This window comes from Tenacibaculum ascidiaceicola, from assembly GCF_047470925.1.
Taxonomy (GTDB): domain Bacteria; phylum Bacteroidota; class Bacteroidia; order Flavobacteriales; family Flavobacteriaceae; genus Polaribacter; species Polaribacter discolor.
Genome location: NZ_JAZKJP010000005.1, coordinates 114,013 through 129,796, shown reverse-complemented (window position 1 = coordinate 129,796; position 15,784 = coordinate 114,013). Strand labels below are relative to the sequence as shown.

30 protein-coding genes are annotated in these 15,784 nt (G+C 34.2%); all 30 read left to right on the top strand.

Annotation, left to right across the window (positions count from 1 at the left end):
* The first annotated feature begins 2 nt into the window (after window positions 1-2).
* The 30 genes from rpsJ (at window position 3) to carA (ending at window position 15,782) form a co-directional block, all read left to right on the top strand.
* Window positions 3-308: a 30S ribosomal protein S10 gene (gene rpsJ, locus VBY68_RS05085; RefSeq protein WP_024740605.1), complete on the top strand. Its 306-nt coding sequence runs from the start codon at window positions 3-5 to the stop codon at window positions 306-308.
* Window positions 309-597: 289 nt separating this feature from the next.
* A complete protein-coding gene (gene rplC, locus VBY68_RS05080) occupies window positions 598-1,215 on the top strand; it encodes a 50S ribosomal protein L3 (protein ID WP_047789835.1) in 618 nt (205 codons plus the stop codon).
* Window positions 1,215-1,844, top strand: a complete 630-nt coding sequence (gene rplD, locus VBY68_RS05075) for a 50S ribosomal protein L4 (protein ID WP_099215301.1) — start codon at window positions 1,215-1,217, stop codon at window positions 1,842-1,844. Before rplC ends, rplD begins: the two co-directional genes overlap by 1 nt.
* An 8-nt stretch (window positions 1,845-1,852) precedes the next feature.
* Window positions 1,853-2,143: a 50S ribosomal protein L23 gene (gene rplW, locus VBY68_RS05070; RefSeq protein WP_047789833.1), complete on the top strand. Its 291-nt coding sequence runs from the start codon at window positions 1,853-1,855 to the stop codon at window positions 2,141-2,143.
* 11 nt (window positions 2,144-2,154) lie between these two features.
* Entirely contained in the window at window positions 2,155-2,979 is an 825-nt protein-coding gene (rplB, locus tag VBY68_RS05065) for a 50S ribosomal protein L2 (protein WP_099215302.1), read from the top strand.
* A 6-nt stretch (window positions 2,980-2,985) separates the two neighbouring features.
* A complete protein-coding gene (gene rpsS, locus VBY68_RS05060; protein WP_028890729.1) occupies window positions 2,986-3,264 on the top strand; it encodes a 30S ribosomal protein S19 in 279 nt (92 codons plus the stop codon).
* A 9-nt stretch (window positions 3,265-3,273) separates the two neighbouring features.
* Entirely contained in the window at window positions 3,274-3,678 is a 405-nt protein-coding gene (gene rplV, locus VBY68_RS05055) for a 50S ribosomal protein L22 (protein WP_028890730.1), read from the top strand.
* Window positions 3,679-3,689: 11 nt separating this feature from the next.
* The gene (gene rpsC, locus VBY68_RS05050; protein WP_099215303.1) at window positions 3,690-4,406 is read left to right on the top strand and encodes a 30S ribosomal protein S3; all 717 of its coding nucleotides are present in this window, start codon (window positions 3,690-3,692) and stop codon (window positions 4,404-4,406) included.
* A gap of 19 nt (window positions 4,407-4,425) precedes the next feature.
* A complete protein-coding gene (rplP, locus tag VBY68_RS05045; RefSeq protein WP_047789830.1) occupies window positions 4,426-4,857 on the top strand; it encodes a 50S ribosomal protein L16 in 432 nt (143 codons plus the stop codon).
* A gap of 12 nt (window positions 4,858-4,869) precedes the next feature.
* Window positions 4,870-5,061, top strand: a complete 192-nt coding sequence (rpmC, locus tag VBY68_RS05040) for a 50S ribosomal protein L29 (protein WP_028890733.1) — start codon at window positions 4,870-4,872, stop codon at window positions 5,059-5,061.
* 18 nt (window positions 5,062-5,079) lie between these two features.
* Entirely contained in the window at window positions 5,080-5,337 is a 258-nt protein-coding gene (rpsQ, locus tag VBY68_RS05035; RefSeq protein WP_099215304.1) for a 30S ribosomal protein S17, read from the top strand.
* A 1-nt stretch (window position 5,338) separates the two neighbouring features.
* Window positions 5,339-5,707 (top strand): 50S ribosomal protein L14, encoded by a 369-nt coding sequence (gene rplN / locus VBY68_RS05030; protein ID WP_099215305.1) that lies wholly within the window; start codon window positions 5,339-5,341, stop codon window positions 5,705-5,707.
* Window positions 5,708-5,721: 14 nt separating this feature from the next.
* Window positions 5,722-6,030, top strand: a complete 309-nt coding sequence (gene rplX, locus VBY68_RS05025) for a 50S ribosomal protein L24 (RefSeq protein WP_099215306.1) — start codon at window positions 5,722-5,724, stop codon at window positions 6,028-6,030.
* 2 nt (window positions 6,031-6,032) lie between these two features.
* On the top strand, window positions 6,033-6,584 hold the full coding sequence (gene rplE, locus VBY68_RS05020) for a 50S ribosomal protein L5 (RefSeq protein WP_028890737.1): 552 nt from the start codon (window positions 6,033-6,035) through the stop codon (window positions 6,582-6,584).
* Window positions 6,585-6,588: 4 nt separating this feature from the next.
* On the top strand, window positions 6,589-6,858 hold the full coding sequence (gene rpsN / locus VBY68_RS05015) for a 30S ribosomal protein S14 (protein ID WP_028890738.1): 270 nt from the start codon (window positions 6,589-6,591) through the stop codon (window positions 6,856-6,858).
* A gap of 366 nt (window positions 6,859-7,224) precedes the next feature.
* Entirely contained in the window at window positions 7,225-7,623 is a 399-nt protein-coding gene (rpsH, locus tag VBY68_RS05010) for a 30S ribosomal protein S8 (RefSeq protein WP_099215307.1), read from the top strand.
* Between the two features lie 15 nt (window positions 7,624-7,638).
* Window positions 7,639-8,184, top strand: coding sequence for a 50S ribosomal protein L6 (rplF, locus tag VBY68_RS05005; protein ID WP_099215308.1), 546 nt, complete (start codon window positions 7,639-7,641; stop codon window positions 8,182-8,184).
* 18 nt (window positions 8,185-8,202) lie between these two features.
* Entirely contained in the window at window positions 8,203-8,553 is a 351-nt protein-coding gene (gene rplR / locus VBY68_RS05000) for a 50S ribosomal protein L18 (protein ID WP_047789824.1), read from the top strand.
* Between the two features lie 8 nt (window positions 8,554-8,561).
* Window positions 8,562-9,086: a 30S ribosomal protein S5 gene (rpsE, locus tag VBY68_RS04995; protein ID WP_099215310.1), complete on the top strand. Its 525-nt coding sequence runs from the start codon at window positions 8,562-8,564 to the stop codon at window positions 9,084-9,086.
* A gap of 11 nt (window positions 9,087-9,097) precedes the next feature.
* Complete coding sequence (gene rpmD / locus VBY68_RS04990) at window positions 9,098-9,280, top strand: 50S ribosomal protein L30 (protein WP_047789822.1); 183 nt, start codon at window positions 9,098-9,100, stop codon at window positions 9,278-9,280.
* Window positions 9,281-9,292: 12 nt separating this feature from the next.
* Window positions 9,293-9,742: a 50S ribosomal protein L15 gene (gene rplO, locus VBY68_RS04985; protein WP_047789821.1), complete on the top strand. Its 450-nt coding sequence runs from the start codon at window positions 9,293-9,295 to the stop codon at window positions 9,740-9,742.
* Between the two features lie 12 nt (window positions 9,743-9,754).
* Window positions 9,755-11,074: a preprotein translocase subunit SecY gene (gene secY, locus VBY68_RS04980; RefSeq protein WP_099215311.1), complete on the top strand. Its 1,320-nt coding sequence runs from the start codon at window positions 9,755-9,757 to the stop codon at window positions 11,072-11,074.
* Window position 11,075: 1 nt separating this feature from the next.
* The gene (gene infA, locus VBY68_RS04975; RefSeq protein WP_024740627.1) at window positions 11,076-11,291 is read left to right on the top strand and encodes a translation initiation factor IF-1; all 216 of its coding nucleotides are present in this window, start codon (window positions 11,076-11,078) and stop codon (window positions 11,289-11,291) included.
* 12 nt (window positions 11,292-11,303) lie between these two features.
* Entirely contained in the window at window positions 11,304-11,420 is a 117-nt protein-coding gene (gene ykgO / locus VBY68_RS04970) for a type B 50S ribosomal protein L36 (RefSeq protein WP_010181906.1), read from the top strand.
* A gap of 2 nt (window positions 11,421-11,422) precedes the next feature.
* Window positions 11,423-11,788, top strand: coding sequence for a 30S ribosomal protein S13 (rpsM, locus tag VBY68_RS04965; protein ID WP_047789819.1), 366 nt, complete (start codon window positions 11,423-11,425; stop codon window positions 11,786-11,788).
* Between the two features lie 33 nt (window positions 11,789-11,821).
* Window positions 11,822-12,208, top strand: coding sequence for a 30S ribosomal protein S11 (rpsK, locus tag VBY68_RS04960; protein WP_068703467.1), 387 nt, complete (start codon window positions 11,822-11,824; stop codon window positions 12,206-12,208).
* 133 nt (window positions 12,209-12,341) lie between these two features.
* Entirely contained in the window at window positions 12,342-12,947 is a 606-nt protein-coding gene (gene rpsD / locus VBY68_RS04955) for a 30S ribosomal protein S4 (RefSeq protein ID WP_099215312.1), read from the top strand.
* A 97-nt stretch (window positions 12,948-13,044) separates the two neighbouring features.
* Complete coding sequence (locus VBY68_RS04950; protein WP_099215313.1) at window positions 13,045-14,037, top strand: DNA-directed RNA polymerase subunit alpha; 993 nt, start codon at window positions 13,045-13,047, stop codon at window positions 14,035-14,037.
* Between the two features lie 62 nt (window positions 14,038-14,099).
* Window positions 14,100-14,576 carry a 50S ribosomal protein L17 gene (rplQ, locus tag VBY68_RS04945; protein WP_047789815.1) on the top strand — a complete coding sequence of 159 codons (477 nt, stop codon included), beginning with the start codon at window positions 14,100-14,102 and terminating at the stop codon, window positions 14,574-14,576.
* A gap of 96 nt (window positions 14,577-14,672) precedes the next feature.
* A complete protein-coding gene (gene carA / locus VBY68_RS04940; RefSeq protein ID WP_415269077.1) occupies window positions 14,673-15,782 on the top strand; it encodes a glutamine-hydrolyzing carbamoyl-phosphate synthase small subunit in 1,110 nt (369 codons plus the stop codon).
* Window positions 15,783-15,784 lie beyond the last annotated feature (2 nt).

The following is a 15,784-nucleotide window of genomic DNA, read 5'->3' as shown; positions in this document are numbered from 1 at the left end:
AGATGAGTCAAAAAATTAGAATAAAGTTAAAATCTTACGATTATAATTTAGTAGACAAGTCTGCTGAGAAAATCGTAAAGACAGTAAAGAGTACTGGAGCTGTAGTAAACGGTCCAATTCCTTTACCAACAAATAAAAAGATTTTTACAGTGTTACGTTCACCACACGTAAACAAAAAATCTAGAGAGCAATTTCAATTATCTGCTTACAAGAGATTATTAGACATTTATAGTTCTTCTTCAAAAACTATTGATGCGTTAATGAAACTTGAGTTACCAAGTGGAGTTGAAGTTGAGATCAAAGTATAAGTAAATCAATAACTTTCGGTTTAATTTTGTTAAGCCGAAAGTTTTTTATACTTTTGCACACCGAAATTTTAGTTTTCGGAGTGTGTAAATTTCTGGAAAGTATTCAGAAATGACATGTCCTGAGGGTTTCGCGAAGGAAAAACGGTAAAACAAATTCAAAGAGTGAAGATGTTTTTCGCTCTTTTTTTTTGAGAAATTTGAAGGAAAACAAGAAACATTTGTTTCAAAAATTTATTTTATTAATAGACGCGCTGGATAAATTAAATCTATCGTCTGAAAATTAACAAATATGTCTGGGTTAATAGGAAGAAAAGTAGGAATGACCAGCTTATTCGATGAAAACGGGAAGAATATTCCTTGTACTGTAATCGAAGCAGGTCCTTGCGTTGTTACCCAAGTCAGAACCGAAGAGGTTGACGGCTATAACGCGTTACAACTTGGTTTCGATGACAAAAAAGCAAAAAGCTCTAATAAAGCTTTAGATGGTCACTTTAAAAAAGCTGGTACATCTGCTAAGAGAAAAGTCGTTGAGTTCCAAGGATTCGAAGGTGAGTACAAATTAGGTGACTCAATTACTGTTGAACACTTTGCTGAAGGAGAATTCGTTGATGTATCAGGAGTTTCTAAAGGTAAAGGTTTTCAAGGTGTTGTTAAACGTCATGGTTTTGGCGGGGTTGGACAAGCAACTCACGGTCAACATAACCGTTTAAGAGCTCCAGGTTCAATTGGTGCAGCATCATACCCTGCAAGAGTATTCAAAGGAATGCGTATGGCAGGTCGTATGGGTGGAGACAAAGTAAAAGTTCAAAATTTAAGAGTTTTAAAAGTGGTTGCAGATAAGAATCTTATCGTTGTAAAAGGAGCGATTCCTGGTCACAAAAACTCTTATGTAACTATCGAGAAATAATGAAAGTAGCAGTATTAGATATTACAGGAAAAGATACTGGTAGAAAAGTTGAACTTTCTAGCGAGGTATTCGGAATTGAGCCAAATGATCACGCGATTTATTTAGATGTAAAGCAGTATTTGGCTAATCAAAGACAAGGTACTCATAAATCGAAAGAAAGAGCTGAGATTGCTGGTAGTACAAGAAAGATAAAAAAACAAAAAGGAACTGGTACAGCTCGTGCGGGTAGTATCAAGTCTGGTGTTTTTAGAGGTGGTGGACGTATGTTTGGTCCAAGACCAAGAAACTATTCTTTTAAGTTAAATAAAAACTTAAAGCGTTTAGCACGTAAGTCAGCTTTAAGTATTCAAGCAAAAGAAAACAATTTAGTAGTTGTAGAAGACTTCAATTTTGAAGCTCCAAAAACTAAAGAGTTTATCAATGTATTAAAAGCTTTAGAATTAGACGCTAAAAAGTCTTTATTCGTATTAGGTGAAGAAAGTAAGAACGTTTACTTATCATCTCGTAACTTAAAAGGTTCTAAAGTAGTAGATGCTTCAGGTATTAACACATATAGCGTTTTAAATGCTAATAAAGTTGTTATTTCTGAAAGCTCTCTAGAAGGAATTGAGTCTAATTTAAGTAAATAGGGAACAAGATGAGTATTTTAATTAAACCTATTATTACAGAAAAAGCTACAAATGATAGCGAGTTAAACAACCGTTATACATTTGTTGTAAATAAGAAAGCTAACAAATTAGAAATCAAAGGAGCTGTAGAAGCTGCTTATGGTGTAGCGATTGAATCTGTAAAAACAATGAATTATCCAGCACAAAGAAAAACTAAATACACTAAAAAAGGTTTAGTTACTGGATTAACAGGTGGATACAAGAAAGCAATCGTTCAGTTAGCTGAAGGAGAAACTATTGATTTTTATAACAATCTTTAAGAAAAGACAGAATGTCAGTTAGAAAATTAAAACCAATAACACCAGGTCAGCGTTTTAGAGTTGTAAATGGGTTCGACACCATTACTACTGATAAGCCGGAGAAATCTTTATTAGCTCCGAAAAAACGATCTGGAGGTCGAAACAACCAGGGTAGAATGACTACACGTAATATCGGTGGAGGTCATAAACAAAAATACCGTATTATCGATTTTAAAAGAGATAAGCAAGGTGTTCCTGCAACAGTAAAAACTATTGAGTACGATCCAAACCGTACTGCATTTATTGCATTAGTTAGTTATGCTGATGGTGAGAAGCGTTATGTAATTGCGCAAAACGGATTAAAAGTAGGTCAAACAATCATTTCAGGAAAAGAAGCGTCTCCAGAAGTTGGAAATGCTATGTACTTAAGTGAAATTCCATTAGGTACTACAATTTCTTGTATTGAATTACACCCAGGTCAAGGAGCTGTTATGGCTCGTTCTGCTGGAGCTTTTGCTCAGTTAGTTGCAAAAGAAGGTAAATATGCAACAGTTAAATTACCTTCTGGAGAAACAAGATTTATCTTATTAACTTGTATGGCTACAATTGGAGTAGTGTCTAACTCAGACCACCAGTTATTAGTTTCAGGTAAAGCAGGTAGAAGTAGATGGTTAGGAAGAAGACCAAGAACAAATGCTGTTAGAATGAACCCAGTTGATCACCCAATGGGAGGTGGTGAAGGACGTTCTTCTGGAGGGCATCCAAGATCTAGAAACGGTATTCCTGCTAAAGGATTTAAGACTAGATCAAAGACCAAAGCTAGTAATAAGTATATCGTAGAACGTAGAAAGAAATAATAAACCATGGCAAGATCATTAAAAAAAGGACCTTACGTTCACTATAAGTTAGAGAAAAAAGTGTTAGCTAACGTAGAAGCAGGTAGTAAGTCAGTTATCAAAACTTGGTCTAGAGCAAGTATGATTACTCCTGATTTCGTAGGGCAAACAATTGCAGTTCACAACGGACGTCAGTTTGTACCAGTTTACGTTACTGAAAACATGGTAGGTCATAAATTAGGCGAATTTTCACCAACACGCTCATTTAGAGGACATGCTGGTGCAAAAAATAAAGGTAAAAAATAGTAGGAAATTATGGGAAGTCGTAAACATAACATGGCAACACAGTTAAAAGAAGCTAGAAAGTCTAGAGCTTTCGCTAAGTTAACTAATTGTCCTACATCACCAAGAAAAATGCGCTTGGTAGCAGATTTAGTAAGAGGAGTTGAAGTTGAAAAAGCTTTACAAATCTTAAAGTTCAGTCCAAAAGAAGCATCACGTAACTTAGAAAAGTTATTATTATCAGCTATTGCTAACTGGCAAGCTAAAAATGAAGATGCAAGTATCGAAGATGCTGGATTATACGTAAAATCAATTTGTGTTGATAGCGCAGGTATGTTAAAAAGGTTAAGACCAGCTCCACAAGGTCGTGCACACAGAATTCGTAAGCGTTCTAATCACGTAACTTTAGAGTTAGGAACTAAAAATAACAGTAATTAATCAAAGTAGAAATGGGACAAAAGACAAATCCAATAGGAAATCGTTTAGGAATTATCAGAGGATGGGAATCTAACTGGTATGGTGGAAATGACTACGGAGATAAGATTGCTGAAGATGATAAGATAAGAAAGTATTTATACGCTAGATTATCTAAAGCAAGTGTATCAAGAGTTATTATTGAGCGTACTTTAAAACTTGTAACCGTTACTATCACTACTGCACGTCCAGGTATCATTATTGGTAAAGGAGGTCAAGAGGTAGACAAGTTAAAAGAAGAGCTTAAGAAAATTACTGGTAAAGAAGTTCAAATTAACATTTTCGAAATTAAACGTCCAGAATTAGATGCAAAATTAGTTGCAGCTAGTATTGCACGTCAAATCGAAAACAGAATTTCTTATAAGAGAGCTACTAAAATGGCTATTGCTGCTGCAATGAGAATGAATGCAGAAGGAATTAAAGTGCAATTATCAGGTCGTTTAAACGGAGCTGAAATGGCACGTTCTGAGCATTACAAAGAAGGAAGAATTCCTCTTTCTACCTTCAGAGCAGATATCGATTATGCACTTGTTGAAGCACATACTACATACGGAAGAATCGGTGTGAAAGTATGGATTATGAAAGGTGAGGTTTATGGAAAACGTGAATTATCTCCATTAGTTGGACTATCTAAGCAAAAAGGTAGTGGAAACAAAGGTGGTGGTAAACGTCAACCTCGCAGAAGAAAATAATTTTTAAAAGAAATTAACAATGTTACAGCCAAAAAGAGTAAAATACCGTAAGGTACAGAAGGCGAAAGGAAATATGAAAGGTAACTCTGGTAGAGGTACTCAACTTTCTAACGGAATGTTTGGTATCAAATCATTAGACCAGAACTTACTTACCTCTCGTCAAATAGAGGCAGCTCGTATTGCGGCAACTCGTTATATGAAAAGAGAGGGGCAACTTTGGATTAAAATTTTCCCAGACAAACCAATAACTAAGAAACCTTTAGAGGTACGTATGGGTAAAGGTAAAGGTGCGCCAGACCACTTTGTAGCAGTTGTAAAACCAGGTAGAATTTTGTTTGAAATTGGTGGTGTACCAATGGAAGTAGCAAAAGAAGCTTTACGTTTAGCAGCGCAAAAACTTCCTGTAAAAACGAAGTTTGTAATAGCAAGAGATTTTGATTATAACGCTTAATTCTATTAGATCATGAAACAATCAGAAATTAAAGAATTATCAACAGCTGACTTACAAGAAAAGCTAGGGGCGTTGAAGAAAAATTATACTGATCTTAAGATGGCTCACGCCATAACTCCATTGGAAAACCCATTAGAGTTACGTAGCTTAAGAAAAACTGTAGCAAGAATTGCTACAGAGTTAACTAAAAGAGAATTACAATAATTCTAGTCAGTTTTAAAGATGGAAAAAAGAAATCTTAGAAAAGAGAGAATCGGTGTAGTATCTAGTAACAAAATGGAGAAATCTATTGTTGTAAACGAGGTAAAAAGAGTAAAGCACCCAATGTACGGAAAGTTCGTATTAAAGACTAAGAAGTACGTTGCACATGACGAGAATAACGATTGCAACGAAGGTGATACTGTAAGGATCATGGAAACACGTCCTATGAGTAAATCTAAACGTTGGAGATTAGTAGAAATCCTAGAAAGAGCTAAATAATATGTTACAGACAGAATCAAGATTAAAAGTCGCAGATAACACTGGAGCAAAAGAAGTTTTAGTGATTAGAGTTTTAGGAGGAACAAAAAAGCGTTACGCTAGCGTTGGAGATAAAATCGTAGTATCGGTAAAATCTGCAACTCCAAACGGAACTGTAAAGAAAGGTCAAGTATCTCGTGCAGTTGTTGTTCGTACTAAGAAAGAAGTTAGACGTAAAGACGGATCATATATCAGATTTGATGATAATGCTTGTGTACTTTTAAATCCTACTGAGGAAATGAGAGGAACTCGTGTATTCGGACCTGTGGCTCGTGAATTACGTGAGAAACAATTTATGAAAATAGTATCATTAGCACCTGAGGTGTTATAAAATCAGATTTTAAAATGAAAAAATTTAAAATTAAATCAGGAGATACTGTTAAAGTTATAGCAGGAGATCACAAAGGATCTGAAGGAAAAGTTTTACAAATTCTTAAAGATAAGGATAGAGTAGTAGTAGAAGGTGTAAACATGGTGTCTAAACACACTAAACCAAGCGCTGCAAATCCACAAGGAGGAATTGTAAAGAAAGAAGCTCCATTACACGTATCAAACGTTGCTTTAATCGAAAACGGTGAAGCAGTAAGAGTTGGATATAAAGTAGAAGGAGATAAGAAAGTAAGAGTTTCAAGAAAATCAGATAAAGCAATATAACAATGAGTTACGTACCAAGATTAAAAGAAGAGTACAAGAGCAGAGTTATCAAAGCTCTTACTGATGAATTTGGTTATAGCAATGTAATGCAAGTACCTAAATTACAAAAGATCGTTGTAAGTAAAGGTGTTGGTGCAGCTATAGCAGATAAGAAATTAATAGAATACGCTATTGACGAGTTAACTACTATTACAGGTCAAAAAGCAGTATCTACAATCTCTAAAAAAGACGTTGCAAACTTCAAATTACGTAAAGGAATGCCAATTGGTGCAAAAGTTACGTTAAGAGGTGATAAAATGTATGAATTTTTAGATAGATTAGTTACAGCTTCTTTACCACGTGTAAGAGACTTTAACGGAATCAAAGCAAATGGTTTTGATGGTAGAGGTAATTACAATTTAGGTATTACTGAACAAATCATCTACCCAGAGATTAATATTGATCAAGTGAAAAAAATTAGTGGTATGGATATTACATTTGTAACATCTGCAAACACTGATAAAGAAGCTAAATCATTATTAGGAGAATTAGGATTACCATTTAAAAAGAATTAATAAGATGGCTAAAGAATCAATGAAAGCGCGTGAGCGCAAAAGAGCTAAAATGGTTGCTAAGTATGCTGAAAAGAGAAAAGCTTTAAAAGAAGCTGGAGACTATGAAGCATTACAAAAGTTACCAAAAAACGCATCACCAATTAGAATGCACAACCGTTGTAAACTAACTGGACGTCCAAAAGGATATATGCGTCAGTTCGGAATTTCACGTGTTACTTTCCGTGAAATGGCTAACCAAGGATTAATTCCAGGAGTAAAAAAGGCAAGCTGGTAACAGCTCTTTAATATGTAAACAAAAGGTGTATAACTATAAAATGTTATACGCCTTTTTTGCTTATAAAGGTAATAGTTGCCGAATATGTAAACTTTATTTTAGATTAAAATAGGCTTACTTAAACGTAATATTTTGATACTAAAAATGATAATGATTAAAAAGGTTTGATTTTTAAAAAGTTTATGTATATTTGCACACTGTTTTTATAGGGTAAATTATGCCTTGTAAGTAAATACCAATCAAACGGTATAATGCCTACGAGATTTTATTCAAAAAACAATTAAATAAATATTAACTGGTTTCAGGTTTAGTATTTGTATTGATAAAATAAAGATACTAAAAACCAAAACCGAAAATTAATTAACTATGTATACAGATCCAATCGCGGATTTTCTTACTCGAGTGAGAAATGCTATTGCAGCAAATCACAGAGTAGTTGAAGTTCCTGCTTCAAAGTTGAAGAAGGAAATGACGAAGATTTTGTTCGATCAAGGTTACATTTTAAGTTATCAGTTCAATGAAGATAAAGTTCAAGGAACTATTAAGATAGCTTTAAAATACGATCGTGATACGAAAGAATCAGTAATCAGAAAGATTCAAAGAATTTCAACACCAGGTTTACGTAGATACGTTGGCGCTAAAGAAATGCCAAGAGTATTAAACGGATTAGGTATTGCTATTGTTTCTACATCAAAAGGTGTAATGACAAACAAAAAAGCAAGACAAGAGAACGTTGGTGGAGAAGTATTATGTTACGTTTACTAAAAAACATTTTGTAAGATGAGTAGAATAGGAAAGAATCCAATCGCATTGCCACAAGGTGTTGAAGTAAAAGTAGACGGAAATGTGGTTACAGTAAAAGGAAAATTAGGAGAGTTAACTCAAGAAATTAAGTCTGGAATTACTGTAAAAGTTGAAGATGGTACTGTCACTTTAGAAAGACCATCAGAAAGTAAAGATCATAGAGCTGCACATGGTTTATACCGTGCTTTAATCAATAATATGGTTGAAGGAGTAAGCAAAGGATTTACTAAAGAGTTAGAGTTAGTAGGTGTTGGTTATAGAGCATCTAACCAAGGTCAAAAGTTAGATTTAGCCTTAGGTTTCTCTCACAATATTGTAATAGATTTAGCTCCAGAAGTTAAGGTTGAAACAGTATCTGAAAAAGGTAAGAATCCAATCGTAAAATTAACTTCACATGACAAACAATTAGTTGGTCAAGTTGCAGCAAAAATTCGTTCATTCCGTAAGCCAGAACCTTACAAAGGAAAAGGAATTAAGTTTGTAGGAGAAGTATTAAGAAGAAAAGCAGGTAAATCTGCATAATAAATAAGAGAAATTATTATGGCATTATCAAAGCTTGAAAGAAGACAACGAATTAAGCATAGAATTAGAAAGATTGTTACAGGTACAGCTGAAAAACCAAGGTTATCAGTTTTTAGAAGTAACAAAGAAATCTATGCTCAGTTAATCGATGACGTTGCTGGTGTTACATTAGCATCTGCATCATCAAGAGATAAAGAAATTACATCTAGTTCTAAAGCAGAAGCGGCTACAGCTGTAGGTAAAGCTATTGCTGAAAAAGCTGTAAAGGCTGGTGTTGATACTGTTGCTTTTGACCGTAACGGATATTTATACCACGGAAGAGTTAAAGTATTAGCAGACGCTGCAAGAGAAGCTGGTTTAAAATTTTAAGAAATTATATTATGTTAGGATATAAAAACGTAGAAAGAGTAAAACCAAGCGGATTAGAGCTTGTAGATAAATTAGTAGGTGTACAACGTGTTACCAAAGTAACTAAAGGGGGTAGAGCATTCGGATTCTCTGCAATCGTAGTAGTAGGAGATGGTAACGGTGTTGTAGGTCACGGATTAGGAAAGTCTAAAGACGTTTCTTCTGCAATTGCTAAAGCAGTAGAAGATGCAAAGAAAAATTTAGTACGTATCCCTATTTTAGAAGGAACATTACCACACGAACAAAAAGGTAAATTTGGTGGAGCAAAAGTATTCATCAAGCCTGCTTCACACGGTACCGGGGTTATTGCCGGTGGTGCTGTACGTTTAGTATTAGAAGCTGTAGGTATTAAAGACGTATTATCAAAGTCTCAAGGATCATCAAACCCTCACAACGTAGTAAAAGCAACTTTTGATGCTTTATTACAATTACGTAGTGCTGCTACTATTGCTAAGCAAAGAGGTATATCTTTAGAGAAAGTTTTTAACGGTTAAAATTTAAGACGATGAGTAAAATTAGAGTTACACAAGTAAAAAGTCAAATCGGTCGCCTTAAAAATCAAAAAAGAACGTTAGAGGCGTTAGGTTTACGTAAAATGAACCAAACTGTAGAACATGAAGCATCAGCTACAATTTTGGGTATGGTAAGTAAAGTTTCACACTTAGTTTCTGTAGAAGAAATTAAATAAGACAATATAAAGATGAGTTTACACAACTTAAAACCAGCAGCAGGATCTACAAAAAGCGGTAAAAGAATCGCTCGTGGAGAAGGTTCTGGTCACGGAGGTACCTCTACAAGAGGACATAAAGGAGCTAAATCTCGTTCTGGTTATTCTCGTAAAATAGGATTTGAAGGAGGACAAATGCCACTTCAAAGACGTGTGCCTAAATTTGGTTTCACTAACATTAATCGTAAAGAGTATGTTGGTGTAAATTTAGACAAGTTACAATCATTAGTAGATAACGGAAAGATAACAGATACAGTAAATTTAGATGTTTTAGTAGAAAACAGATTAGCTCGTAAAAACGACTTAGTAAAAATATTAGGTGGTGGAGAGTTAAAAGCTAAATTAAATATAACTGTACATAAATTTACAGCATCAGCTAAAGCAGCTATCGAAGCAGCAGGAGGTGAAGCAGTAACATTATAAGAATTGTAAATGATGAATTTTATAAATACTTTAAAAGACATTTGGAAGATTGAAGAGTTAAAAGAGAAATTACTTTTAACCTTAGGTTTAATCGCTGTTTACCGTTTCATGGCAGCAGTTCCATTACCAGGAATTGATCCTACTCAGTTAGCAGCATTAAAAGACAGTACTGACGGTGGACTTTTAGGTTTATTAAACGCATTTACAGGTGGGGCATTTGCTAGAGCGTCAGTTATGGCACTTGGTATAATGCCTTATATTTCTGCTTCTATTGTAGTTCAGTTAATGGGTATTGCGGTACCATATTTACAAAAATTACAAAAGGATGGAGAAAGTGGACGTAAGAAGATTACGCAAATAACAAGATGGCTTACGATTGCTATTACTTTGTTTCAAGCGCCAACCTATATTGGAGTAATCCAAAATCAAATGGGATTGCCGCAAGAAGCATTTTTAGTAACAGGAGCAACATTTTGGATATCATCAATTATTCTTTTAAGTGCAGGAACAATTTTTGCGATGTGGTTAGGAGAGCGTATTACTGATAAAGGTGTTGGTAATGGAATATCATTATTAATTACTGTAGGTATCATCGCGAACTTCCCAGCAGCATTTATCCAAGAATTAGTTTCAAAGCAAACTGCAGGTGCTGGAGGAATTATGATGATTTTAATCGAATTAATAGTTTGGTTTGTAGTAATCTTGTTAACCGTATTATTAGTTACAGCAGTACGTAAAGTAGCCGTTCAATACGCACGTCGTACAGCAGTTACAAACATTAAAGATGTTGATGGCGCAAGACAGTACATTCCATTAAAGTTGAATGCAGCTGGAGTAATGCCAATTATTTTTGCACAAGCTATTATGTTTTTACCAATAGCATTAGGTCAAAAGTATCCAGCATTAAACAGTTTAACTGATAATTTCGGTTTATGGTATAACGTTATATTTGCTTTATTAATTATTGTCTTTAGTTACTTTTATACTGCGATTACTATTCCAACGAATAAAATGGCAGAAGACTTAAAGAGAAGTAATGGTTTTGTTCCAGGATATAAACCAGGTGAAGAAACAGCGAACTTTTTAGATTCAGTATTGTCGAAAATTACATTACCAGGATCTATATTCTTAGCTGCTTTATCTATTTTACCTGCAATTGTTGTAAAGTTTGGAGTTACTCAAAACTGGGCAATGTTTTATGGAGGAACATCATTAATCATTATGGTAGGGGTAGCAATAGACACTATTCAGCAAATAAACTCGTATTTATTAAACAGTCGTTATGATGGTTTAATGAAAACAGGTAACAGTAACAGAAAATCATTAAAATAATATGGCTAAACAACCAGCAATTCAACAAGACGGAACCATTACAGAAGCATTATCAAATGCAATGTTTCGAGTAGAATTAGAGAACGGACATATTGTTACGGCTCACATTTCAGGAAAAATGCGTATGCATTATATCAAACTATTACCAGGAGATAAGGTAAAGTTAGAAATGAGTCCGTATGATTTATCAAAGGCAAGAATTACTTACAGATATTAAAAACACACACTGATGAAAGTAAGAGCATCATTAAAGAAAAGAAGTGCCGACTGCAAAATTGTACGCAGAAAAGGCAGATTATATGTAATTAACAAAAAGAATCCTAGATTTAAACAAAGACAAGGGTAGTTATGGCAAGAATCGCAGGTATAGATATTCCAAAGAATAAAAGAGGTGTTATCGCTTTAACTTACATCTTTGGTATAGGAAGAAGCAGAGCTAAAGAAGTTTTAGCTGCTGCCAATATAGATGAAAGTATCAAAGTTCAAGACTGGACTGATGATCAAATTGCAGCAATTCGTGAGCAAGTTGGAACTTACACTATTGAAGGTGAGTTACGTTCTGAGGTTCAATTAAGCATTAAACGTTTAATGGACATCGGATGTCAAAGAGGTATTCGTCACAGACTTGGTTTACCATTACGTGGACAAAGAACAAAGAATAACTCTCGTACAAGAAAAGGTAAGAGAAAAACTGTAGCTAACAAGAAAAAATAATCAATGATTATTTTTTACTAATAGTAAAGAATTATGGCAAAGTCTAAAGTAACAAAAAAACGTAAAGTTGTAATAGAGTCAGTTGGTGAAGCGCACGTAACTGCATCTTTCAACAATATTATTATTTCTTTAACAAACAAAAAAGGTGACGTTATTTCTTGGTCATCTGCAGGGAAAATGGGCTTCAGAGGTTCTAAAAAGAACACTCCTTACGCAGCTCAGTTAGCGGCAGAAGATTGTGCAAACGTTGCTAAAGAAGCAGGTTTACGTAAAGTAAAAGTGTATGTTAAAGGACCAGGTAACGGTAGAGAATCTGCAATCAGATCTATCCACAATGCTGGTATCGAAGTAACAGAAATCATTGATGTTACTCCAATTCCTCACAACGGATGTCGTCCACCTAAAAGAAGAAGAGTATAAGTTGAATTAATTCAACTTATACTTTATTTGGCGTACTTTTGTGCGCAAAAAATAAGTATTTTAACACAGTAGGATTTAAAGATTATCGAAGGAGTAAGCCTTAATTCATAATCCCTACTAATTTTTATTAGAAATGGCAAGATATACAGGACCAAAAACTAAAATTGCTCGTAAATTTGGCGAGGCAATTTTCGGAGACGATAAGAACTTCGAAAAAAGAAATTACCCTCCAGGACAACATGGAGTTGGTAAAAGAAGAGGTAAAAAATCAGAATATGCAATCCAGTTAATGGAGAAGCAAAAAGCTAAATATACCTATGGTATTTTAGAGCGTCAGTTCCGTAACCTTTTCAAAAAAGCATCAGCTTCTCAAGGAGTAACAGGTGAAATCTTATTACAATTATGTGAATCTCGTTTAGATAACGTAGTATACCGTTTAGGAGTTGCTAATTCACGTAGAGCTGCACGTCAGTTAGTATCTCACCGTCACATTACAGTTAACGGAGATATCGTTAACATTCCATCTTATAGATTAAAAGAGGGAGATGTAGTAGCAGTAAGAGAAAAATCTAAGTCGTTAGAAGCTATTGAAAATGCTTTAGCAGCTAATAGTAATGTTTACGAATGGTTAACTTGGAACGCTGATCAAAAATCTGGAACATTTGTAAAAGTACCAGAAAGATTACAAATTCCTGAGAATATCAAAGAGCAGTTAATCGTAGAATTATACTCTAAGTAATAAATTAATAATATTGGTATTCAGCCAAAGGGTTTATTCGTATTTCTTCACACTTATAAACCGCGCAACTGGATAACAATTAAAACGAAGAAAAAATATGGCAATTTTAAATTTTCAAAAGCCTGATAAAGTAATAATGATTGAATCTACTGATTTTTCAGGGAGATTCGAGTTCAGACCTCTTGAACCAGGTTTTGGATTAACAGTTGGTAACGCTTTAAGAAGAGTATTATTATCTTCTCTAGAAGGATTTGCCATTACATCATTACGTATTGACGGAGTTGATCATGAGTTTTCAACAATTCAAGGTGTTGTAGAAGATGTAACTGAAATCATCTTAAACTTAAAGCAAGTACGTTTTAAGAAACAGATTGAAGAATCAGATAGAGAAACAGTTTCTATAGCAATATCAGGGCAAGAGCAATTAACAGCTGGTGACTTACAAAAGTTCATTTCAGGTTTCCAAGTACTAAATCCAGATTTAGTAATTTGTAACATGGATAAATCGGTAACGTTAAATGCTGAAATTACCATTGAAAAAGGTAGAGGTTTTGTACCAGCAGAAGAAAACAAAAGAGCTGGTGCTCCTTTAGGAACAATTTTTACAGATTCTATTTACACTCCAATAAAGAATGTAAAATATGCTGTTGAAAATTTCCGTGTAGAACAAAAGACCGATTACGAAAAATTAGTTTTCGATATCGATACTGATGGATCTATCAATCCTAAAGATGCCTTAACTGAAGCAGCTAAGATTTTAATCCACCACTTTATGTTATTCTCTGACGAGCGTATCACTTTAGAGGCAGATGAAATCGCACAAACTGAAACATATGATGAAGAATCATTACATATGCGTCAGTTATTAAAGACGAAATTAGTTGATATGGATTTATCTGTTCGTGCTTTAAACTGTTTAAAAGCTGCAGAAGTAGATACTTTAGGAGATTTAGTATCATTCAACAAAAGCGATTTAATGAAGTTCAGAAACTTTGGTAAAAAATCATTAACTGAATTAGATGAGTTAGTGGCTAACAAAGGTTTAAGTTTCGGAATGGATTTAAGCAAATACAAATTAGATAAAGATTAACCTTTCATAGTTTGCTCCTCTAAAATAGGGTAGTAGCAAGATGAGAGCTAAAACCAAATGTCATGAGACACGGAAAGAAATTTAATCATTTAGGAAGAAAAACAGCGCACAGAAAAGCGATGTTATCTAACATGGCTTGTTCTTTAATCGAGCACAAGCGAATTAATACTACTGAAGCTAAAGCGAAAGCTTTACGTAAGTTTGTAGAGCCTTTAATTACAAAATCTAAAGACGATACAACTCACAACCGTCGTGTAGTATTTAGTTACTTACGTAGCAAGGAAGCTGTTACAGAATTATTCAAAGAAATTTCTGTAAAAGTAGCAGACAGACCAGGAGGATATGTTCGTATTATCAAGTTAGGAAACCGTCAAGGAGATAACGCTCCTATGGCAATGGTAGAATTAGTTGATTACAACGAGTTATACAATCCAAAAGGAAACAAAGCTAAAAAGAGTACTCGTCGTAGCCGTCGTGGTGGAGCGAAGAAAACTGAAGCTGCAGCTGTTGAAACTCAAACTTCACAAGAAGAAGAATAAAAATGAGAATTTTTATAAATTATATCAAAGGGATAAACATTTAATGTTTGTCCCTTTTTTTATATATTTTTGCAAACAAATTACACAACACACTAAATGAAATATCAAACACGTAAAAAAGCACTAGTTTTGTTAGCAGACGGAACTATTTTCTACGGGAAATCTATTGGAATAGAAGGAACCGCAACAGGAGAAATTTGTTTTAATACCGGTATGACAGGATACCAAGAAATTTTCACAGATCCTTCTTACTTCGGACAATTAATGGTAGCTACTAATGCTCATATTGGTAATTACGGAGTTAATAATGAAGAAGTAGAATCAGACGGAATCAAAATTTCAGGTTTAATTTGTCGTAACTTTAGTTTTACACATTCTCGTGTAGATTCTGACGGTAACTTATTCGATTGGTTTGAAAAGCACAATTTAGTAGCTATTTCAGATGTTGATACACGTGCGTTAGTATCTTACATTAGAGATAATGGAGCTATGAACGCTATTATATCAACAGAAGTAGATAAAATTGATGAACTTAAGAAGCAATTAGCTGAGATTCCTAATATGGAAGGGTTAGAGTTAGCTTCAAAAGTATCAACCAAAGAACCTTATTTTGTAGGTGACAAAAATGCTCCAATTAAAATATCAGCCTTAGATATAGGTATTAAGAAAAATATCTTACGAAATTTAGCAAAAAGAGGAGCATACATTAAAGTATATCCATACAATGCAAGTTTCGATCAAATGAGCGATTTTAATCCAGATGGATATTTTATTTCTAACGGTCCTGGTGACCCTGAGCCTTTAGAAGAAGCTCAAAAGACAGCAAAAGAGATTATAGATAAAGATTTACCATTGTTCGGAATCTGTTTAGGGCATCAAGTTATTGCATTAGCTAATGGTATTTCAACATATAAAATGCACAATGGTCACAGAGGAATTAATCATCCTGTTAAAAATTTATTGACAGGAAAAGGAGAAATTACTTCTCAAAACCACGGTTTTGCTATCAATAGAGAAGAAACAGAAGCGCATTCTGATGTGGAAATTACACATGTACATTTAAATGATAATACAGTAGCAGGTATTAGAATGAAATCTAAAAATGTATTTTCGGTACAATATCACCCGGAAGCAAGTCCAGGTCCACACGATGCAGAATACTTATTTGATCAGTTTATAGAAAACATCAAAAAAGTAAAAGCTTAAAA